This is a genomic window from Sinomicrobium kalidii, assembly GCF_021183825.1.
Classification (GTDB): domain Bacteria; phylum Bacteroidota; class Bacteroidia; order Flavobacteriales; family Flavobacteriaceae; genus Sinomicrobium; species Sinomicrobium kalidii.
This window is the reverse complement of record NZ_CP089211.1, coordinates 3,309,738-3,330,611: the sequence shown is the minus strand read 5'-3', so window position 1 is coordinate 3,330,611 and position 20,874 is coordinate 3,309,738. Positions and strand designations below refer to the sequence as shown.

The 20,874-nt window shown below is 44.6% G+C and carries 16 protein-coding genes; 9 read left to right on the top strand and 7 right to left on the bottom strand.

Features of this window, described 5'->3' with window-relative positions; all coding sequences use genetic code 11:
- Window positions 1-669: 669 nt before the first annotated feature.
- Together LS482_RS13450 and LS482_RS13445 are read left to right on the top strand one after the other, a co-directional pair.
- Complete coding sequence (locus LS482_RS13450) at window positions 670-1,305, top strand: dienelactone hydrolase family protein (protein ID WP_233028036.1); 636 nt, start codon at window positions 670-672, stop codon at window positions 1,303-1,305.
- A gap of 16 nt (window positions 1,306-1,321) precedes the next feature.
- Window positions 1,322-1,960 carry a phosphoribosyltransferase gene (locus LS482_RS13445; RefSeq protein WP_233028035.1) on the top strand — a complete coding sequence of 213 codons (639 nt, stop codon included), beginning with the start codon at window positions 1,322-1,324 and terminating at the stop codon, window positions 1,958-1,960.
- Between the two features lie 166 nt (window positions 1,961-2,126).
- Here the strand turns inward: LS482_RS13445 and LS482_RS13440 are convergent, their stop codons facing one another.
- Window positions 2,127-3,086, bottom strand: coding sequence for a calcium/sodium antiporter (locus LS482_RS13440; protein ID WP_233028034.1), 960 nt, complete (start codon window positions 3,084-3,086; stop codon window positions 2,127-2,129).
- 426 nt (window positions 3,087-3,512) lie between these two features.
- Entirely contained in the window at window positions 3,513-4,151 is a 639-nt protein-coding gene (locus LS482_RS13435) for a class I SAM-dependent methyltransferase (protein WP_233028033.1), read from the bottom strand.
- A gap of 176 nt (window positions 4,152-4,327) precedes the next feature.
- Between LS482_RS13435 and LS482_RS13430 the strand changes: the two genes are divergently transcribed.
- The 3 genes from LS482_RS13430 to LS482_RS13420 all read left to right on the top strand — a co-directional run bounded on the left by LS482_RS13430 (window position 4,328) and on the right by LS482_RS13420 (window position 10,482).
- On the top strand, window positions 4,328-7,051 hold the full coding sequence (locus LS482_RS13430) for a cation-translocating P-type ATPase (protein WP_233028032.1): 2,724 nt from the start codon (window positions 4,328-4,330) through the stop codon (window positions 7,049-7,051).
- Window positions 7,052-7,154: 103 nt separating this feature from the next.
- The gene (ppsA, locus tag LS482_RS13425) at window positions 7,155-9,551 is read left to right on the top strand and encodes a phosphoenolpyruvate synthase (RefSeq protein ID WP_233028031.1); all 2,397 of its coding nucleotides are present in this window, start codon (window positions 7,155-7,157) and stop codon (window positions 9,549-9,551) included.
- Between the two features lie 94 nt (window positions 9,552-9,645).
- The gene (locus LS482_RS13420; protein ID WP_233028030.1) at window positions 9,646-10,482 is read left to right on the top strand and encodes a universal stress protein; all 837 of its coding nucleotides are present in this window, start codon (window positions 9,646-9,648) and stop codon (window positions 10,480-10,482) included.
- A 31-nt stretch (window positions 10,483-10,513) separates the two neighbouring features.
- Here LS482_RS13420 and LS482_RS13415 read toward each other — a convergent pair whose 3' ends face one another.
- Entirely contained in the window at window positions 10,514-11,164 is a 651-nt protein-coding gene (locus LS482_RS13415) for a hypothetical protein (protein WP_233028029.1), read from the bottom strand.
- 244 nt (window positions 11,165-11,408) lie between these two features.
- Between LS482_RS13415 and LS482_RS13410 the strand changes: the two genes are divergently transcribed.
- From LS482_RS13410 to LS482_RS13395, 4 genes are read left to right on the top strand one after another with little or no spacing between them, the layout of a single operon-like run.
- Complete coding sequence (locus LS482_RS13410) at window positions 11,409-11,915, top strand: YciE/YciF ferroxidase family protein (RefSeq protein WP_233028028.1); 507 nt, start codon at window positions 11,409-11,411, stop codon at window positions 11,913-11,915.
- Window positions 11,916-11,923: 8 nt separating this feature from the next.
- Window positions 11,924-13,009, top strand: coding sequence for an efflux RND transporter periplasmic adaptor subunit (locus tag LS482_RS13405; protein WP_233028027.1), 1,086 nt, complete (start codon window positions 11,924-11,926; stop codon window positions 13,007-13,009).
- On the top strand, window positions 13,006-14,268 hold the full coding sequence (locus LS482_RS13400; protein ID WP_233028026.1) for an ABC transporter permease: 1,263 nt from the start codon (window positions 13,006-13,008) through the stop codon (window positions 14,266-14,268). The genes LS482_RS13405 and LS482_RS13400 overlap by 4 nt, the downstream gene beginning before the upstream one ends.
- A gap of 10 nt (window positions 14,269-14,278) precedes the next feature.
- Entirely contained in the window at window positions 14,279-14,953 is a 675-nt protein-coding gene (locus tag LS482_RS13395) for an ABC transporter ATP-binding protein (protein WP_233028025.1), read from the top strand.
- Window positions 14,954-15,100: 147 nt separating this feature from the next.
- On the opposite strand, the gene LS482_RS13390 is transcribed toward LS482_RS13395, so the two are convergent.
- The 4 genes from LS482_RS13390 to LS482_RS13375 all read right to left on the bottom strand — a co-directional run bounded on the left by LS482_RS13390 (window position 15,101) and on the right by LS482_RS13375 (window position 20,228).
- A complete protein-coding gene (locus tag LS482_RS13390; RefSeq protein WP_233028024.1) occupies window positions 15,101-15,340 on the bottom strand; it encodes a hypothetical protein in 240 nt (79 codons plus the stop codon).
- A 78-nt stretch (window positions 15,341-15,418) separates the two neighbouring features.
- Complete coding sequence (locus tag LS482_RS13385; protein ID WP_233028023.1) at window positions 15,419-16,255, bottom strand: universal stress protein; 837 nt, start codon at window positions 16,253-16,255, stop codon at window positions 15,419-15,421.
- Window positions 16,256-16,682: 427 nt separating this feature from the next.
- On the bottom strand, window positions 16,683-17,072 hold the full coding sequence (locus LS482_RS13380; RefSeq protein ID WP_233028022.1) for a DUF302 domain-containing protein: 390 nt from the start codon (window positions 17,070-17,072) through the stop codon (window positions 16,683-16,685).
- A gap of 645 nt (window positions 17,073-17,717) precedes the next feature.
- A complete protein-coding gene (locus tag LS482_RS13375) occupies window positions 17,718-20,228 on the bottom strand; it encodes a cation-translocating P-type ATPase (protein ID WP_233028021.1) in 2,511 nt (836 codons plus the stop codon).
- Window positions 20,229-20,874 lie beyond the last annotated feature (646 nt).

The window sequence follows — 20,874 nt, the reverse complement described above, 5'->3', positions numbered from 1 at the left end:
TCCGCGATAGAACAAATAACAGTAAAAGGCCATCTTTATGGAAGACAGCCTTTTCTCTCGGAAGGATTGATGTATTAACGTAAGTTATATAAGTTTTATACCAAAAACCAAACATCCCTCTATGATACATAATCTCCTCCAATAATAACAGCATGATCTGCTGTGAAAGATAAAGAAACAGGCCCACACGCTGGTGAGCCTGTTTCCGGGGGAATCTTCAATTCTTCAAAAGAACAGTAAAGAACATTGTAAGATTGTTACGTCCTACTCCATACCTTACTTATTTTTAAATAGGTTGAAAACTCCTTTATCTTATTACCCAAAAGCAAAGAACTTTATTTTAACACTACTAAAGTACGCCCTCTCATCCCCTTAAAAAATGATATTTATCAGTTTTTGTTTTTTCTTTATAACCAGGTTAGCGGTTAGGCGTTCTTTTCTGTCGCTACTTATGCAATGGCACTTCCTTTTACATTTTTTGAGGTTAAAAACCCTTCTGTTTCCTTAATTTCCAAAAACTTCACATAGTCCTAAATCTGGAAATCATCGATGAAAGGCTCGTAGTTTAATCTCACTTGATATTTATCATTCCCAAGCTCCTGTAATACGAGTAATTTAGTACCGCTTAATAAACGATTATATATTATAACAAAAGTTAAACTCCGCGCAATGACTGATACTGTAAATATCGCTTTGGAGAAAATAACGCTAAAAGGGATTTTGACCATCCCCGAAAAAGCGCGGGGGATTATCATTTTTTCCCACGGTAGCGGAAGCAGCCGCCTAAGTCCCAGAAATAACAGGGTTGCCGTAATATTCAATACACAAGGATTTGCTTCCCTGCTCTTTGATCTGCTGTCGGAAAAAGAAGATGCTGTTTACGAAAACCGATTTGATATAGAATTACTAACTCAACGATTAATTGATGTGACCAACTGGATAAAAAATCATCCAAAAATCAAAGGCCTTCCGATCTGCTATTTCGGAGCAAGTACGGGAGCGGCCTCCGCATTGAAAGCAGCAGCTTATTTCGGCAATACCATAAAAGCCGTCGTATCCAGAGGAGGGCGGCCTGATCTTGCGGGAGATAACGACCTGCGTACGGTCAACGCCGCAACGCTGTTGATCGTAGGAGGCTGGGATCAAGTGGTCTTACAACTAAATCGCGAGGCTTATGCAAAACTGCACGGCAAAAAGCGGCTTGAGATCATCCCCGAAGCCTCCCATCTTTTTGAAGAACCGGGTAAACTGGAACAGGCTACTGCTATATCGGTTAACTGGTTTAAAAAACACCTGAATACATAAACTGAAGTTTAAAGCCATGTTCAGAGACAGGATACAAGCAGCCATTGAACTCACCGAACTCCTGAAACCTTACCAGGGGCAAAATGCCATTATACTGGCTATTCCCAGGGGAGGGCTTCCCCTGGGAGTTGTCATCGCCAGGACACTCAAATTGCCACTGGATGTTGTGCTTACTAAGAAAATAGCCCATCCCCATAACCGGGAATACGCCATTGGTGCCGTAAGCCTGAGCAGTGTAGTCCTGGACGATACGGCCAAAAAAATACCGGGATCGTATATTGAAGGAGAGGTCAACAGCATACGGAAAATCCTAAGCGAAAGATACCGGCTATATTATCCGGACCACAACCCCATGAGTGTCAGGGACAGGACAGCTATTGTCGTAGACGATGGCATCGCCACCGGGAATACCATGCTGGCCACAGCAGAACTTTTATTTAAAGAAAAAACGAAAAAGATTATTGTTGCGGTTCCGGTAGCATCGCCACAGGCCATACAAAAACTGGAAAAATCCCCATATATTAATAAGATCATCTGCCTGGAACAACCGGTCAATTTCTATGCCGTAGGCGCTCATTACGAAGTGTTTGAACAAGTTACGGATGAGGAGGCTGTTAAACTCCTGAAAATGGCAAATAGGACCGAAAATGTGTAAAAGCATTCTAATCCGAGATTTTTGCTAAACATTTTCAGGAAGAAGAAAAGCGATCCGGTAAAATATAGTATTTATCCATAGCTTTTTTCTTCGAATTTAACCCTTTAAATATCTAAAAAATTTAAGGGCCTCAAAGCAAGGTGTATTAAAGTGCATAGGTTTAACCTCAACCCGGATCACTAAACAGATATTTAATTACTGCATACAAAACGTATGAACACAAAAGTATTATGCCCTGGCTTCTTTTTAGTCCGCGTTTTTCGTCCAGAAACCATAAAACACTTATGCTGATAAGTAACAAAAAAGGAATATCGAACCATAGGGTTTCTTTTATAACCCGAATATCCGCTACCAAAGAGGCCATTCCCAGAGGTATTAACAAATCAAATATATTGCTACCGATTATGTTTCCTATAGACAGGCCGGGTTTTTTCTTTATTGCTGCATTTACGGATACGGCCAATTCCGGCAAACTGCTTCCCAGGCCGATTATAACAGCACCGACAAAAGATTGCCGAACTTCCCATATTTGTGCAATATTCAGAGCATGTTTTATGGTAATGTCCGAACTAAAGATTACCAACCCCACCCCCAACACAAGAAAAATGACCGGTAATACATCATTTAAAGATCTTTTCTTGTCAATCTTAAATTCAGCTTGCAATTGTTTAGGTTCTCTCTGTAATCTTGTAAAAATATATATTAGAAAAACAACAATCATCAATGCCCCGTCGTTCCAGGTAATTGTATGATCAAAAGCCAAAAGTAAAAGCAATAGAAGTGAACCTATTAATTCAATAGCCATGTACCTTACCTGTTTTTTTTCCACTTTTAGAAAATGAAAAAATGCTGTTAACCCCATTACAATACTGATCTGACATACAGAACTTCCTATGGCATTACCTACAATCACCCCCGATACATTAACTCCTTTTAAATTATGAAAGGCCCCGTCTATTGCCACTACCAACTCCGGAAGGTCTGTACCAAACGCTAAAATGGTAAGCCCGATAAAAAGTTCCGAAACATTATATTTTTTGGCCAATACCAAGGCATTTCTCACTACAATTTCCGTACCTCCCCAAAGTCCTGATATACCCGCTATCAATACTATAAAATCGTCCATAACGCATATTTATTCTTGTACTTTGACCTTGTCTGTAATAACCGTTTCGGTCTGTCCTTTTTAAAGCATACTTAAACTGGATTGATTGCAGCGAAAAACACCCTTGCGCCGGCTGGCTCGTTCGCTAAAATAACCCACCGGGTTATTTTTATACGCTCCGCGCTGTTCCGTATGAAGACTTTTTTAAGCCGTATAGCCGTAGCTATGAGATAAGACCGAACGTTAAGAAAACAGCCAGTGGCCGTTTTTAGTGAAGGAGCCTGGTGGCGCGCCGGCAACAAAAAAACATTTTTTTAGCCATTTGAATTCAGTTTAAACATGCTCTTAACCACATATACTTTCAATAGCCCCTTTCGATTCTTTGATTCCATCAACCATCCTATGTTATTAAAAGCATGGTAAGACTTTTAATAATAACCTTATAACCTATCTTCTCAAAGCGCTTATCACTATAAATGACCCTTCCCCGTAACCTGTCTTAGGGGCCTGTTCTTCCGTGATCTCGTCCGGATTCCCGAACAGGGTCTGTGTAATTCTGAGATCCCTGAAACCACAATCCAGGATCATTCTCTTCAAATGGCCGGTCCTGTAAAAGCTGGCATGCCGGTAAAAAATGCTCCGTTTACGCTTTTCCATATAGCTTCTGGCAATCTCCCCGTCTTTTTCTATAAAACCGATGATAAGAAGACCGCCGTCCTTTAAGACCCGAAACGCTTCCCGAAGTGCTTTTTTCACATTGTTCAGATGACAGATGGTCACAAAAAGAACAAAGTCGAAATGAACATCCTTATACGGAAGCGCCTCCGCATATCCCTTTACGATCTCAATCCCTCTTTTTACCGCCAGCGCGGCCATTTCGTCCGAGGGTTCTACCCCCTCCTTAATTCCCAGGGGAAGGGCAAACCTTCCCGTCCCCGCCCCGACTTCTATTCCCGTTATATTTTCCGGGAGCCGTGTAAAATGTTCGCGAAGTGCCCGGATCTCAGATTTGTATACAGCATCGTACCTGGCATACCAGGCTTCGTAATCGCCCACATTTTTACCGAATATATCCGAATGTACCATGATTCTGGGTTTGATTAAGTGGTTAATAAGGAACCGTTTTACATCTCAATACCCAAATGTATCGCACCTTCACCCGTAAAAGAATGACATTCATCATTTCGACAATTTTGTTTTACTGTTTTCTTTACGGGAGCAAAAAACAACATCGGAAAGAAAATTGATTTAACGGAAAAAAGATGTCGGCAGATCATACAGCAAAAACACCGTGGCATCATGTTACCGCAGAACAGGTTTTCAGGGAATTACGGACAACTGCCCTGGGACTGACAGACCGCGAGGCGGAAGACCGGAGAACACGCTATGGCCGGAACGAACTCCGGGAGTCAGGAAAAAGATCGTGGATAAGCATCTTCGGAAAACAGTTCGGGAGCCTGCTGGTTATCGTACTTTTTGTTGCCGCGATTATTTCACAGCTCAGCGGAAATACCATAGACACCTATATCATTCTCTCCGTTATCTTTTTAAATGCCTGTATAGGTTTCACCCAGGAGTGGCGCGCCGAAAAAGCGGTGGCTTCGCTGAAAACTTCCCTGGCCTTATGGGCCAAGGTATTGCGTAATGGTAAGAAGGAAACGCTTTTGTCCCGGGAACTGGTTCCCGGCGATATCATTTTCCTGGAAGAAGGCGACCAGGTCCCGGCAGATGCCCGGCTTATCGAAACCAGGAATGTCCGTACCATAGAAGCGGCACTTACCGGCGAATCCCTTTCAACCGGTAAAGACACCCTGCCCCTGCCTGCGGAAACCATTCTGCCCGAAAGAAAAAACATGGTATACAAAGGTACGTTCCTGGCCAGCGGCTATGCCGTTGGTGTGGTAACCGCCACCGGGATGAACACGGCTATAGGAAACATTGCCGGCACACTGCAAAGTATCAGGACTTCCCGGACCAACTTCCAGAAAAAAACGGATATCCTGGGTAAACAAATGGCTCTGCTGTCTGTTACAAGCGCGGTTTGCCTGTTTGTCATCATGTATTTTTTCCGGGATACAAATCTGAGTGATGTTTTCATCACCGCTATCGCCATCCTGGTAGCCGCGATTCCCGAAGGTTTACCTGCAGTCCTTTCTATCGTACTGGCCATTGGTATCCGGAGGATGTCAAAACGAAAGGTTATTGTCCGTGAATTTACGGCAACGGAAACCCTGGGGGCGGTCACCACCATCATCACCGATAAGACAGGTACTTTGACGCAAAACAGCCTCACTGTACAAAAAATAGGGATTCCCGGTGAGGAAGATATCCATGTTACGGGTGAAGGATGGTTCCCGGCGGGCAATTTTGTAAGGAACGGGCATGTTCTCGATGTCAACCGCCTTCCCGCGCTGCAACAGTTTCTGCAGATCGCCGGGTGGTGCAACAATGCGGAAGTTTATCACGACACTGAAAAGAACACCTACAAACTGATGGGCGACCCGACGGAAGGGGCCCTGCTGGTCCTGGCCAGGAAAGGAGGTGTTTTTACCGGCGGAACCGAAAAGCTGGATGACACTCCTTTTGACTCGGCCCGTAAAAGGCGTGCCACCCTGGTTGAAAAAAACGGAAAGAAACAACTGTTCGTTATCGGGGCCCCGGAACAAATACTGGAAAAATCCACCCGGGCACTCACGAATAAAGGTGTTATTGACATGGATACGGAGCACAGGCAATTTATTTCCCGGAAAATAGAACACTGGTCGGATCACGCCATGCGGATCGTTGCCCTGGCTTACAGGGATGAACCCGGCGACCTCCTGAAAATCAATAAAAATACGGAATCGCTCACCTTTGCCGGCATCGCCGGAATGACCGACCCTCCCCGCCCGGGTGCAAAAAGTTCGGTAGCCCGGTGCAGGCAGGCCGGTATCCGTGTTATCATGGCTACCGGCGACCATATCAATACCGCACTGGCCATTGCCCGCACTACCGGTATACTGGAAACCTCCCCGAAAGGAGAAAACACGGCCCTTACCGAAACACAGTTGTCGGCACTGGATGAAAGGGAATTTGAAAAAGCCGTGCTGAATATCAACGTCTTTGCACGCCTCACCCCGCAAATGAAACTGCGCATTGCGAACACCCTGCAGCAAAAGGGCGAACTCATAGCCATGACGGGAGACGGTGTCAACGATGCCCCTGCCCTGAAAAAGGCAGATGTAGGTATCGCCATGGGCATCATGGGTACGGACGTGGCGCGCGACGCGGCAAAGATCATCCTTGCCGATGATAATTTCTCTACCATAGTAAACGCCATAGAAGAAGGAAGGATAGTGTTCAACAACGCCAGAAACACCAGTTTTTACCTCGTAACCACCAATCTTGCCGAGATCGCAACGCTTATTTCCGCGCTGGCCATAGGTATGCCCTTACCGTTAACCGCCACGCAAATACTGTGGCTGAACCTCATCACGGACGGCACCGAAGATATGGCCCTGGCCTCTGAAAAAGGGCACGGCGACCTGCTTCGCGAAAAACCCGTCAATCCCAAAGAAAATATCCTGAACAAGAGCATCCTTCCTTTTTTATTTATCAATGCCGCACTGATGGCGGTGGTGACATTACTGGTCTTTAACCACTATCTGCCCGAAGGCTTATCCAAGGCAAGGACCACGGCTTTTGCAGTCATGTCTTTTTACCAGTTCTACAACGTATTTAATATGCGGGCACTGAAACTCTCCGTTTTCAGCATAGGTATGTTCTCCAACAAATACATCAATGCAGCCCTGGTATTTTCGATCATTGTGCTGCTTTGCCTCATTGAGGTTCCGTTTCTCCGTAAGCTATTTGGTTTTCAACAGCTTTCTTTTTACGAATTTATTTTTTTCGGGCTCATCTCCTCTTCCGTACTGTGGATCGGAGAACTCTACAAATATCTAAGGTACAACAAAAAATTAAGGCTTTGGAAATTCTCCCGACACTGAACAGCCAAAAAAATTATAAGAGAATTAAATAATACGAACTGATTTTCATCATTTTAATTCTTCCGTTCGTCCCTTTTCTTTACAGAAGTTTAATGCAACCGACATGGATACTTATATTAAATTTTTCGACCGGATCGGTATTGCCGATATTCCCGTTGTAGGAGGAAAAAACGCTTCGCTGGGTGAAATGTACAACCGCTTGTCATCCGCGGGGATCACTGTTCCGTATGGTTTTGCCACCACTGCGTCCGCATTCCGGTTATTCCTGAAGGCAAACGGACTCGACCATAAATTGCGGGACCTGTTGCACACACTGGACCGGGAGAATTATACCAACCTCCGCGACATCGGCTCCGGGGCCAGGCAGTACATCCTTGATGCGGACCTCCCGGAGAAACTTTCCGCCGCCATAGCCGAAGCCTATACCGGGTTATGTGAAAGAGAAACCGCAGAAGTCGCCGTCAGGAGCAGCGCTACGGCCGAAGACCTTCCCGAAGCGAGTTTTGCAGGCATGCACGATACGTTTCTGAATGTTACAGGAGAAAAGAATGTCCTCAGGGCGGTAAAACAGTGCTTTGCCTCTCTTTATACCGACAGAGCCATCAAATACAGGGAAGACAAAGGGTTTAAACACGAAGAAGTAGCGTTGTCTGCGGGCATACAGAAGATGGTCCGTGCCGATAAGGGGTGCTCCGGGGTGGGATTTACCGTAGATCCCGAATCGGGTTTTGACAAAGTGGTCCTGCTCTCGGGAGTATGGGGGCTCGGGGAGAACATGGTACAGGGGGCCGTCAACCCGGACGATTTTTACGTCTTTAAACCGGCATTAAAAAAGGGATATAATGCCATTATCCGGAAAGAGCTGGGGTCCAAAGACAAGACCATGATCTACACCGATACAGACCATCATGTGGCTACCACAAATACGGATACCCCTAAAGACAAACAGGAAACATTTATACTATCGGACGAGGAAATACACCGCTTAGCCCGATGGGCGGTGATCATTGAAGAACACTACGGGAAACCCATGGATATCGAATGGGCCAAAGACGGGCTGACCCGCCGGCTGTTTATCATACAGGCCCGCCCGGAAACCGTACACCGGTCGGATACCGGGACATTTTTCAGGGAATACCGTATATCCGGGAAGGGAAAAACACTGACGTCGGGGAATGCCATAGGGCACAAGATCGTCCACGGGACGGTACGTTTGCTCTCCTCACCGGCAGATGCCGGTAAGTTATCTCCCGGCGATATTATTGTTACCGGTTCCATTACACCGGACTGGGACCCGTTACTGAAAAGCGTAAGTGCCATCGTAACCAACAAGGGAGGCCGTACCAGCCATGCCGCTATCGTATCGAGAGAACTGGGAATTCCGGCCATAGTGGGGTGCATGGATGCCACACGGGTGTTGACCGAAGGTGTGAAAGTCACCGTATCCTGTGCAGAAGGGAATACGGGATATGTTTATGAAGGCGAAATACCGTTCACAGCAAAAGATATCGACCTTTCACGGGTTAAAATGCCGAAAACGGAGGTCAAACTGATCCTTTCCGATCCCGGGACGGCATTCCGTTTAGCCGCTTACCCCCATAAAGGGGTGGGATTGCTGCGTATGGAATTTATCATCACCCATCAGATCAAAATCCACCCCATGGCCCTGGTTGATTTCAGGAAAATAACCGATAAGACCACGAGGGTCTCCATAGAAGAACTTACCAGGGGATATAAGCGGAAAGAGGTCTGTTTTATTGACAAACTGGCCCAGGGTATCGCTACCATCTGTGCTGCCTTCTATCCCGAAGAGGTCATTGTCCGCCTCAGTGATTTTAAAAGTAACGAATACGCCAACCTCATAGGCGGCCGTTATTTCGAACCGGTAGAAGAAAACCCTATGCTGGGATTCAGGGGAGCTTCCAGGTATTACAATGAGGCCTACAGAGAAGCATTTAAGCTGGAATGTGAAGCCATTAGAAAAGTTCGCAGTGAAATGGGATTTCACCATTTAAAAGTTATGGTGCCCTTCTGCCGTACTCCTGAAGAAGGCCGGAAAGTGATCCGCCTGATGGCAGAAAACGGCCTGGTACAGGGCGAAGAGGGGCTGGAAATATACACCATGATAGAAATTCCGGGCAATGTTATCCTCGCAGAAGAATTTGCCCGGATATTCGACGGGTTTTCCATAGGGTCTAACGACCTCACCCAGCTTGTCCTGGGGATTGACCGGGATTCCGAATTCGTTTCAAACCTTTTCGATGAAAATAACCGGGCCGTTAAAATGATGATTACATCGGTTATAGCGGAAGCACAAAAAGCCGGGATCAAAACAGGGCTGTGCGGACAAGCCCCCAGCGATCTTCCCGAATTTGCGGCTTTCCTTGTCGAATCGGGTATAGACAGTATTTCTTTTAACCCGGATGCATTGCTCACCGGGATAGAAAATATGTGTAAAGCGGAAGACCATATCCTCCGTGTTTCTTCCGGACAACCGTAAATACAGTACAAGCTGCCGGCCATTAAAAATTTATAGCGGACCCGCCAGCACCGAACCTGGCCGAAGTATTAAACTAACGATAAAAATACAAATCATGAAACAAATTCTCTTACCAACGGATTTTTCGGAGAACTCTTTGCGGGCCATACGATATGCGACTGCTATGTTCAGGGACGAAAAATGTACATTCCATCTTCTCCATGTATTCGAAGTCCCTTACTACCCCATAATCCTCATGTCTACCGATCGCCTGCACGATCCGGCCTATGAAATTGCGCTCGAACGAAGCCAGAATGCCCTCCGGGACATCACACTCCGTATGGAACCTGCCAAAAATTCCAACCACCACGTTGAGATCATATCCCGGAAAGATACCTTGCTGCATGCCGTAAAACTCCTGGTAAAGGAAAGGAACATCGACATGATTATCATGGGAAGCAAAGGGGCCCGAAACGCAAGGGGGATCAATTATGGCAGCAATGCCGTGACCCTCATGGAAAAAATATCTTCCTGTCCCGTAATGGCCATCCCCCGGAAAGCAAGGTTCAGAGGGTTTAATGAGATCGTATTCCCTTCTTCTTTTGAAATAGCCTATGAGAAAAAGGAAATAAACCCCTTACTGGAACTCGCCGGGAAATTCGGAGCCAGCATCCGGGTCATCCACATCGGGGACCAGGAGGAACTGACCGAAACCCAGAAGAAAAACAGGAAGTTACTGGAAGGCCATTTTGGCGGGTTAAATTGCACTTTTCATTCATTGTCCGATATTCCTCCTGCCGCAGGAATAAGCTGTTTTGCCGAAAGCCGGGATACGGATCTTATTGCATTGGTCAACCGAAAACACTCTTTCTTCTATAGGCTTACGGAAAAACCTGTAATAAAAGGGATCAGTTTTTACTCCAGGCTTCCTGTAATGGTAATGCACATTTAGAGCTTGTTTAAAAAGATACCCCGGGCACCATTCATTGTTTGCCGGTTTCCTGCTTTTCGGGGATGATCTTTTCTTTTTCGAGCTCCCTGGTCATGCGCCTTACATAGTCTTTTACGGTCCTGTTTATACTCCCGGGGTCCACAAGGTCGAAAGATGCCACCCATACCAGCGATTTACTGTCGGGAGCCTTTATGTCGTACAGGGAAGCCTCTATATGGTATATGTTATACCTGTCGTAATAACCGGGATCAAAATAAATATCCTGGTACACAAAATAATACCCCCCGAATCTTCTCCAGAAATAATCTGTTCTGGCATATCCCCTACTATAGGAAACTTCTTCACTGACCCCTTTTACTACAGATACCAGAATAGCATCGTACCCGCTGTCGGCAAACTTGTCTACTTCTTCCCGGATAGCCGCTTCAGACTGCCGGGAATGCATAAAGGAAGGACTGAAAACCCGATGGCTTTCCACCGCATCGATCCCCCTGGCCTGAAATTCGTCTTTCAAATGTTCCTCGTAAATTTTTCGCCCCGTAAGATTATCGGTAATTCCTACCACCAATACCTTTTCCGGGATCTTCCCGCTATATACATTATCGCGCCAGCTGTCTACCAGGCGCACGGAAGAGCAGCCTGTAAAAACAACGACTGCGGTAATTAAAATTATTTTTTTCATGACCGGTTTCTTTTACGTTTATAAATTTGTTATTAAGAAGTGATCTTCCCTGTAAATCACCCCCTAAAGTAATCCCGGAAAACAGTAAAAGAAATGACCAAAATCAGTTATGCTGATCCGTCCAGGCACAACAAAAAGTTACCGTACACATGATATTAATCATTTTTCCGGTCGCTGTCCGGGGGTATATTTACACGGAACTCGCTTAACTGATAATCAATTATATCATCAAAAATAATTTGCCATGAATAACACGATAGAAAACCTGAGAGAGCTGTTTGTGCAGCAAAGCCTGCTATTATATGACACCGCCATGAGAGAACAGTCCGAATTACCTTATATCGCAAAAAATATAAGTACCCCCGAGTTAAAAGAACTCGTGCAAAAAAAACTCCGGTCCTCTAAAAACACCGGTGACTTTCTCCAGGAGGTTTTCCATACCATGGATATCAGGCACGAGGTAGAAAAAAGTGCTTGCTGCGAATGTATTTTAACACAAACGGAAGAACTGATAGACCGGAGCAAGGATCCCTTTGTTTGTGATGCCGTTATTGTAAACACCTTGCAGCAACTGTGTCACAATAACATCGTATCCCTGGGATCGCTGGCATCGTATGCCCGCGAAATCGGACAGAAAGAAATTGCTTTTAGCCTCGAAGGGCTTTCTGCTGAAGAGGAAAATACCGACAAGGAACTTGCCAGGCTGGCAAAGCACAGCATTAACAGGAAGGCTTCCTTTTCAATAATGTAAGTTGCAAGATGTATAAAAGCCTGATAATTTGCCTGGCAGGCCTGCTGGGGTTTTCGTGCGGTCAGCGCAAAGAAAAGGTCTTCCCCGAAAGGATGCTGTTAACCGAGTCTGTGTACTCATCAGTTACCATTCAGCCCGACAGTCTCTATCAAATATATGCTGCCGTAGGCGGCATCCTGGATTATAACCTGGTGGAAGAAGGCGACCCGGTAAATAAAGAAGACCCTCTTGTGCAGATCATTAACCTTACCCCAGAGCTCAACCGGGAAAATGCCAGGCTGGCCCTTGAACTCGCCCGGGAAAATTACAAGGGCGGGGCAGCAGTACTGGATGAAATACGGGATGAGGTTACCGCAGCTGCCATGAATTACAGGAACGATTCGGTCAATTACATCAGGCAGAAGAATCTTTGGAAGCAAAAAATAGGTTCGGAAACGGAATTCGACACCAGGAAACTCGCTTATCAGCTATCGGGCAATACCCTATCCCTGCTCCGCAATAAATACGACCGCACTAAAAATGAACTGGAAACCCGGTTAAAGCAGGCGGAAAACAATTATAAGACCTCTCAAATAGCCGCTACCGACTTCACCGTCAAAAGCAAAATCGACGGTACGGTATACGCCCTGTACAAAAACCCGGGAGAAACCGTCTCCCTCCTGGAACCTTTGGGAGCCGTAGGATGTACCGATAGTTTTGTAATAGAAATGTTGATCGACGAGGTGGATATCGTCAAAATAAAAAGTGAACAGAAAGTGCTTGTCACTCTCGATGCTTACGGAGTACAAGTTTTCGAAGCAGTTGTTCACAAGATCTACCCCGAAAAGGACGAACGTTCACAAACCTTTAAGGTAGAAGCCCTCTTTACAAAGCAGCCCCCGGTGCTCTATCCGGGGCTTTCCGGTGAAGGTAATATTATTATTGCGCAAAAAGAAGACGCGCTTACCATTCCGAAAGTTTTTCTGAGCGCAGACGACAAGGTGCTTACCGAAAACGGCCTTGTGAAAGTTGCAACGGGTTTACAGAACCTGGATCGTGTGGAAATACTGCAAGGTATCGATGAAAAAACTCCCCTGTTAAAGCCGGAACCATGACCCGCTGGAAAGTATTGCTGGAAATTGCCCGTACACACCTGTTCACCAGGATGAAATCGACGACCACCGCATCCCTGGGGGTTACCTTCGGTATAGGGGCTTACATTACACTGGTAAGTTTTATGACCGGGCTCAACCGCATGCTGGACGACCTTATCCTGAACCAGACACCTCATATACATCTCTACAACGAAATAGAACCCTCGGAACAACAGCCCGTAACCCTGTACCTGGAACCGGAAAACGCATTTCATGTGGTCCATTCCGTAAAACCCAGACAAAGCCAGAAAAAGATTCACAATGCCTATCCCATTTTACAGTATCTGAAAGAAGATCCTGCTGTAAAAGGAGCTACTCCCCAGCTCCGGGCCCAGATATTTTACCTTTCCGGCTCCATAGAATTGGGAGGAAATCTCACCGGGATCGACATCATGGAAGAAGTCCGCCTTTCCAACATTCAGGATTATATTATAGAAGGAACTCCCGAAGCCCTGGACAATAATGAAAGTGGTATACTGCTGGGCGCCGGGCTGGCCCGGAAAATGTCGCTTTCCACAGGCGACCGTATACAGGTGAGCACAGTAAAAGGAGCTGTTTTTCCGCTAAAAATAGTTGGGCTGTATCAAAGCGGTATTGCCGATATAGACAATGTTCAGGGTTTTGCCGGCCTGAAAACCGTGCAGCGTATTTTGGGAGAGCCCCGGAATTACATTACCGACATTAACGTAAAGCTCTTCGATATAGATAAAGCCCCTGCGATGGCCCGACAATTAAAACAGCTGTTCGAAGTAAAGGCTACGGACATCAACGAGGCCAATGCACAGTTTGAAACAGGGTCTGATATCCGCAACCTCATTACCTATTCCGTTTCCGTAACTCTTTTAATCGTAGCCGGATTCGGCATCTACAACATACTCAATATGCTTATCTACGAAAAAATGAAAGATATTGCCATTCTCAAAGCTACCGGGTTTTCCGGTGGTGATGTGCAGTTCATTTTTATAAGCCAGGCCATTATCATCGGCGTGGCCGGTGGTATCCTGGGCCTGCTCGTCGGTTTTATACTCTCCCGTTTTATTGACGGTATAGCTTTTGAGACCGAGGCCCTTCCCACTATAACTACCTATCCTATTAACTATAACCCGTGGTTTTACATTATCGGTTTATCTTTTGCCTTGCTTTCCACTTTTATAGCCGGCTACCTTCCGGCAGACAAAGCGAGAAAAATAGATCCTGTAAAGATCATAAGAGGTTCCTGAATCCCGTACCATGACTATCGTACTAAAAGCAGATCATATCGATAAGTATTTTAAGAAACCGGTGGCATTTCACGTCCTGAAAGACATATGTTTTGATATAAAAAGAGGGGAATTTGCCAGTATCATGGGAAAGTCGGGCTCAGGCAAATCCACCCTCCTGTATATCCTGTCTACCATGGATACGGATTATACGGGCGTGCTCTACTTTAATAACGAACTGGTTACGGGACAATCACATGAAAAACTCTCCGGGATCAGGAACAGGCATATCGGTTTTGTCTTCCAGTTTCACTACCTGCTTTCCGAATTCAGCGTATTGGAAAATGTAATGCTCCCTGCCAAGAAACTGGGCGAAAAATCCTACCAGGAAATTGAATATGACGCCATAGAAAAACTTAAGATGCTTCATATAGATCACCTGGCAAAAAAGCGGGCTTCACAGATCTCGGGCGGGGAAAAACAGCGGGTAGCCATAGCGCGTGCACTCATCAACAATCCTTCTATCCTGATGGGAGACGAGCCCACGGGGAATCTGGACAGCTACAACTCCGAAAATGTCTTTAGTATCTTTAAACAGCTCAAGGAAGAACAGGGGCTCTCCCTGCTGGTAGTGACCCACGATATCGATTTTGCCGAACGTACGGACCGTATCATTCAGCTGGAAGATGGCCGGGTTGTCAACTGAAAATAAATATCAAAAATCCCTTATACGCCCGTTTTCAAGGCTTTAAGGCGGAAAGAAATACGCTTATCATGAGCTCCCCGGTCTTCTGAAGATATGTAAAGGTATCCGTGGTACAGCATTCGATAATAAAGTGATTTATGACCGGAATCATTCTTCCCCGTAAAATCCGCCTTCGTAATAATCCTCTTCAAACACAGGTTCGGTTTCGTGTTTTAACAATCTGCCCTGTGCATTGAATTCAAGATGATGGATGATTTCATTCTCATATATTTTTGCCCGGAACAGCAAATGACCGTCTTTGTCCCGTACAGACTCAATATTTCTGAAGTACCCTTCCCTGAAGTGTTTCCGGATATAGGTAAATACATGGTGAGGTAGTTTATTCATAATTAAAAAATTCTGTCGATCAGTCTTAAAAATACATTGCGTTAAAATTTAACCGTACAGCACCCTGTAAGGAGACGCTTATAAACGGTTCATAACAAGCAGGGGGATCCTGGTATGATAGCCCAGACTCCTCGCCACCGGCCTTCTTATCATACTGTTGAACAAGCTGTGTTTCCGGTTTACCATGGCTATCATATCTATATCTCCCCGGCTTTCAACAAAACACTGTACAGCCATTTCCGTATTCATATTCGTCAGTGTATGATAGAAAATTTCTACCCCGCTTAACCGTTCCGTAAGAACAGTTTTATTGTGCTGTTGTTCTTCATCCGGTTCTTTATCCTGTGCGTGCAGAATACGTACAATACTCTTATGTTTTTTTGCCAGTTCTGTTAACGGGGCGATATCCCGCATCCTGTACGGGCGTTTCAGGGATGTGGTAAATACGATCTCCTGCGGTACCTTGATCCCGGCAGATTCCGGGATCACCAGTACCGGGCATTTAAACCCGCTTTCCATAACCGTCACCGTATTACTGCCGAACCATCTTTCTTTAGCCCCGGTAGCTCCTTGTGTTCCCATAACAACCATATAAATATCGTGTGCCTTAATCAACTCATTGACCGCCCTGGCCAAATAATTATATATCGATACCGTTTCAAAGGAATGATATTCTCCGGTATCTGAGGAGGACAGGTCTTCCACAAATTCCTTTAAGCTGTTTTGGGAATTGGCACGGGCAGCCTCATAAGCCGGATGCGCGGCCTGTAACAACATGGAATTGGTAGCGCTATCTGTCCCGAAAGCATTGAGTACAATAAATTTACATTCCTCTTCCTTGAAAAGTGCCATGGCATAATTGGCAGCATTTTTTGCATTAGCGGAAAAATCGGTGGGAAGAATTATATTTTTCATCGGCTTGCTTTTTATAAAGTGAAACACCCGGTGTACATCTCAAATTGTTCTGTTTTCTCAGAAAGAATTTCATGCACTTAAAGTACCACACATTCCATCTGTTAAAAATGATATTTATCAATTAAAAATTAAATTTAGCCTGACCCGAAAATCATTTTTTACTTTTTTTGATTAAAAGTAAACAACCGTCATTTCAGGCCTACGGTTTTTGACGGGATGCTGAGGCTGACTCGGAGTTTCGGCCGTTGAAAGCCTATTAAAAGGAAAAAAGAATGGTATGGTAGGTATCATAAAAAATGAAGTTTCCGCAACTCCGATTACGAATGTAAAAAAACAAGTATGAGTGTGGATAAAGATGCACTGAAATCCTCGGAAATATTAACAACATGGAAAATCCTGCTTTCCGAAAAAGCAATTTCCATTATTATTACAGCTTGTCTACAACTTTTCGTAATTTACTTCTCACTTCGCCTGCTATAACGCTAAGCGAAACATTTTCAATCCCCTGCATGGAAACGACCGGATCAACCACAGCTATTTCCACCACTCCGGGTGTTTTTTCCTGTACCACTACATTACACGGCAACATTACGCCGATCTTATCTTCTTCCTGTAAGGCTTTATAAGCAAAGGCCGGGTTACAGGCACCTAATATCTTATAGTTCCTGAAATCCACCTCCAGTTTTTTTCGGAATATTTCTTTAACATCAATTGTCGTAAGCACTCCAAAACCCTCTTCCGATAGTTTTTCAATTACCTTTTTGACGGCTTCGTCAAAAGAAATATCTTCCAGTATTCTTCCATAATAATATTTCATGACAGCGAACTTTTTTAAACTTTTTCAAGGCATAGACAATAATTTCCATGCATTGTCTGAAAAGTCTATTAGTGACAATCTTGTTTTATCTTATAACCATTAAACGCTACCAAAAGTAATCGTATCCCGAAACAAAAACCATGATAAATATCAGCCGTAAAACCATTGAAATATTGACAATTGTAAGTAGTAGGGTTATTGTATTCATTTTTTTCTTGTATTACTTAGAGTCTGTCTAAATTTTGTTTTTGGAATATTTTATAGTGCATTTTTTTGTCAGACAGGGCCGAGCGTATAAAAAAAGTCTGGTAGACTTTTTTAGCGAAGGAGCCAGGATGCCGCGAGGGCAAGAGGCACATAGCCTAAGCTACGTGGCGAAAAATAGCTAAAGTATGGCAGGACCGAACGTTAAGAAAACAGCTGGCAGCTGTTTTTAGTGAAGGGGCCAGCCGGCGTGTGGGGGTGCATAAAAGAACCGAAGGATAAAACTTAGACAGACTCTTAGAAACTGTCTAAATCTTGTTTTTGGTCCCGATAGCTCGGGAACACAGTTCAAGCTACGTGACTAAAACTAACTGAAGTACGGTTGCCGTTCTTCCCTTTTTCTCTTATGCCGGGTATCGTTCATGCTCTGAATCCGGCACATTATTCATTCTTATACTTCTTTCTTTTTACCCACTTAAACACCTCAAACCAAAGCACCGATACAGCGGCAATAAGCCCGGCTGTCCCTAATTCTGCCATATTCAAACCGGATACTTTAAAAAAACCGGAAAACGGGGAAAAATACAGGATGCCGAAAAGGAGCAGTACTGTTATCCCGGTGACCATAACAAACAAAATGTTCCGGTTCCTGAAACTTTCAAACATACTGTAATAGAACGAACGGTTTGTAAGGCTTAGCCAAATATTGGCAAAAATCAGGGTGGTGAAAACCATGGCCCTTGTTTTTTCTTCATTCTCCCCGCTAAGTACGGTGTGTTGATAAGCAAACAATACCCCCATAGTAATCATCAATCCCTGAACAATACTGATACCAAGTTCTTTCCGGTTCAGGAATGTTTCGGTCATTTTTCTCGGCTTTTGTACCATGGTGTTCTTCTCCATCGGTTCGTTTTCATACACAATCGAACAGGTAGGCCCCATGATCAATTCCAAAAAAATAACGTGTACGGGGGTGAATAGCTGTGGATATACCCACCCCAAAAACAAAGGTAGGGTCACGGTAAGGATAATAGGAATATGGATGGAAATAATATACCGGATCGCTTTTTTAATGTTCGTATAAATCCTTCGTCCGGCAGCAATCCCTATAATCAGTTTTCCCAAATCGTCATTAGCAATCACCAACGAAGCTGCTGCCTTTGCTATTTCAGTTCCCTTATGCCCCATGGCCACACCAATGTGAGCAGATTTCAAGGCCGGGGCATCGTTCACGCCATCACCCAACATGGCTACCACTTCTCCCTTCTTTTTCAGGGCATTTACCACCCTCAGTTTGGCATCGGGAAACATTCTGGTTAATAATACCTTTTCTTCGACGACCTGCATTAACCGCTCCTCCGGATATTCCATAATTGCAGGTCCTTCTACGGCATCGGTCAAATTCACAATTCCTGCCTGTGCTGCGATGCTCTTTGTAGTATCGGTATTATCGCCTGTGATTACTTTTACCTTGATTCCGGCATTGTAAATATGCCGGAACACTTCCCGGATACCTTTTTTAGGCGGATCATAAAACACGGCCAACCCCAAAAATTCAAATTTAAAATCTTGTTGTTTACCGGGAAACTCATCGCCCCGGAAACCTGACTTTGCTACCCCCAGGATGCGAAACCCCTGCTGCCCGAAACCTTTGATAAGGCCGCGAACTTTATTTTTCTCGCTTTCGGAAAGCGTGGATACGTTAAGTATTGCTTCCGGTGCTCCTTTGGCGGCAATAATCCGGTGTTTTTCCGCATTCTCAAAGAGATGTGTCATCATCGGCGGCTTACCGTCCAAAGGATATTCGTGAAACAGCGTGTATGATTTTCTCAGATCCTCTTTTTGTGTCTGCCCATATACCTGATGCAGGGTTTTCTCCATCGGGTCAAAGGGCACAGGCTCACTACTCCACATGGCATAACCAATCAAATCGGAAAGCACGGCAGCATTAAAATCCGGTTCTTCGAAAGTTTTATCGGAATTATAATCATACAGATATTTCAGGTGCATTGTATTTTCGGTAATGGTCCCGGTTTTATCGGTACAGATCACCGTTGTACTGCCTAAGGTCTCCACAATACTGCTCCGCTTGATAATAATCCCATCGCGCATCAGCTTCCAGGCGCCCAATGCCATAAAAGTGGTAAATGCTACCGGGATCTCTTCGGGTAAAACAGACATGGCCAGCGTAAGTCCGTTGAGCAGGCTTTCGAGAAGGTTCCGGGTATGATAGTAACTGACCATACAAACCATAAGGAACACCACAACACCTATAATGGCCATTGTTTTTACAAACCGTCCGATCTGAAGTTGCAAGGGGGAAACTTCCTCTTTTATATCGGATAAGGAAGCCCCGATTTTACCGAGTCGTGTTTCTTTTCCGATTTTTTCCACCTCAAAAACGGCAAGCCCCGACACTGAAAGTGTTCCGCTATATACCTTGTTATCTTCACTTTTACTGTTTTTGAATACCGATAAACTCTCTCCTGTTAAAGCTGCTTCATTAACCGAAAAATCATTGCTATGGACAATTTTCCCATCGGCATTAATCATTTTTCCTTCCTCGGTAATGCTGAGGTCGCCCACTACAATCTCGTTTGTGGGGATCTCGATCACTTTCGCATTACGGATAACTGTACTCAAAGGTTCGTTCAACTTCTCCAAGGCTTCCAATGCCTTTTTACTTCGGTTATCCTGGTAAAATGAAATGGCCGAAACCGCAACGATGGCCAGGATCATAAACGTCGCTTCCCCGTAATCGCCTATGATAAAATAAATGACTGAAATGGCAAAGAGCAGAATAAGCATCGGCTCTTTCAAGATATCAATAAGTAACTTCAGCCAGGTACTCTTACCGGTGGCATCTATTCGGTTATACCCATACGTCTTTCTCGAAGCAGCTACCTCATGATCGTTAAGACCTTTCAGGTCAGCAGGAATATTGTGGAACATAAATGATTATGTATAAAATTTAAAAATACCAAATCTTTTGATTGAAACCAGACCCATGGAAGGTTTTTAAAAAGGCCTCTGCGTTCATAGCTTAAAAAAGAGTCAACAAGAAAAATACAATATTGCCCGCCTTGACCACGAAGAGCAACAACCATAGAGAAACTTCTCTTTTCCTGTTTTTCAGAGCCATCTCTTTCTTTGTTGAACACTAATAAGTTTCTTTATTAACATGTATTCCCAATACCTCAATCCTGCTTTATGATAGGTTTATCCCAAGATACAACATAAAATCCGTGGTATCAAACAACGTGATTTGTTTGCCAAAATATTCCGAAAATGATAATTATTCCCGGTGTGTACGAGATAAAGAAAAGTGAAATATTCTAACTTTATTCCCGGGCCGTTCTATACATGAGATTTTAAACCTTCAAACTCGTATATATTCATTTAAAACCTCTACCGAAAACCTATTAATACTTCTTCCCTACCCGAAGAAAAGGTAAGCTCCACATATTTTCCCGGGTACTCCGGGGCAAATCAATTGCTGTTATTGCTCCCGCCAATACTTCTGAGAGACCGTGCTAATCGACATGGATTCTGCTATAACCTGCCAAAGCGTAAGCCGGAAGTCTGTACCTGCGGCCAT

What these genes read in the sequence shown, in the direction of transcription:
- LS482_RS13450 (WP_233028036.1), top strand. Translation starts at nt 670, where the DNA reads ATGACTGATACTGTAAATATCGCTTTGGAGAAAATAACGCTAAAAGGG.
- LS482_RS13445 (WP_233028035.1), top strand. Translation starts at nt 1,322, where the DNA reads ATGTTCAGAGACAGGATACAAGCAGCCATTGAACTCACCGAACTCCTG.
- LS482_RS13440 (WP_233028034.1), bottom strand. Translation starts at nt 3,086, where the DNA reads ATGGACGATTTTATAGTATTGATAGCGGGTATATCAGGACTTTGGGGA.
- LS482_RS13435 (WP_233028033.1), bottom strand. Translation starts at nt 4,151, where the DNA reads ATGGTACATTCGGATATATTCGGTAAAAATGTGGGCGATTACGAAGCC.
- LS482_RS13430 (WP_233028032.1), top strand. Translation starts at nt 4,328, where the DNA reads ATGTCGGCAGATCATACAGCAAAAACACCGTGGCATCATGTTACCGCA.
- ppsA (WP_233028031.1), top strand. Translation starts at nt 7,155, where the DNA reads ATGGATACTTATATTAAATTTTTCGACCGGATCGGTATTGCCGATATT.
- LS482_RS13420 (WP_233028030.1), top strand. Translation starts at nt 9,646, where the DNA reads ATGAAACAAATTCTCTTACCAACGGATTTTTCGGAGAACTCTTTGCGG.
- LS482_RS13415 (WP_233028029.1), bottom strand. Translation starts at nt 11,164, where the DNA reads ATGAAAAAAATAATTTTAATTACCGCAGTCGTTGTTTTTACAGGCTGC.
- LS482_RS13410 (WP_233028028.1), top strand. Translation starts at nt 11,409, where the DNA reads ATGAATAACACGATAGAAAACCTGAGAGAGCTGTTTGTGCAGCAAAGC.
- LS482_RS13405 (WP_233028027.1), top strand. Translation starts at nt 11,924, where the DNA reads ATGTATAAAAGCCTGATAATTTGCCTGGCAGGCCTGCTGGGGTTTTCG.
- LS482_RS13400 (WP_233028026.1), top strand. Translation starts at nt 13,006, where the DNA reads ATGACCCGCTGGAAAGTATTGCTGGAAATTGCCCGTACACACCTGTTC.
- LS482_RS13395 (WP_233028025.1), top strand. Translation starts at nt 14,279, where the DNA reads ATGACTATCGTACTAAAAGCAGATCATATCGATAAGTATTTTAAGAAA.
- LS482_RS13390 (WP_233028024.1), bottom strand. Translation starts at nt 15,340, where the DNA reads ATGAATAAACTACCTCACCATGTATTTACCTATATCCGGAAACACTTC.
- LS482_RS13385 (WP_233028023.1), bottom strand. Translation starts at nt 16,255, where the DNA reads ATGAAAAATATAATTCTTCCCACCGATTTTTCCGCTAATGCAAAAAAT.
- LS482_RS13380 (WP_233028022.1), bottom strand. Translation starts at nt 17,072, where the DNA reads ATGAAATATTATTATGGAAGAATACTGGAAGATATTTCTTTTGACGAA.
- LS482_RS13375 (WP_233028021.1), bottom strand. Translation starts at nt 20,228, where the DNA reads ATGTTCCACAATATTCCTGCTGACCTGAAAGGTCTTAACGATCATGAG.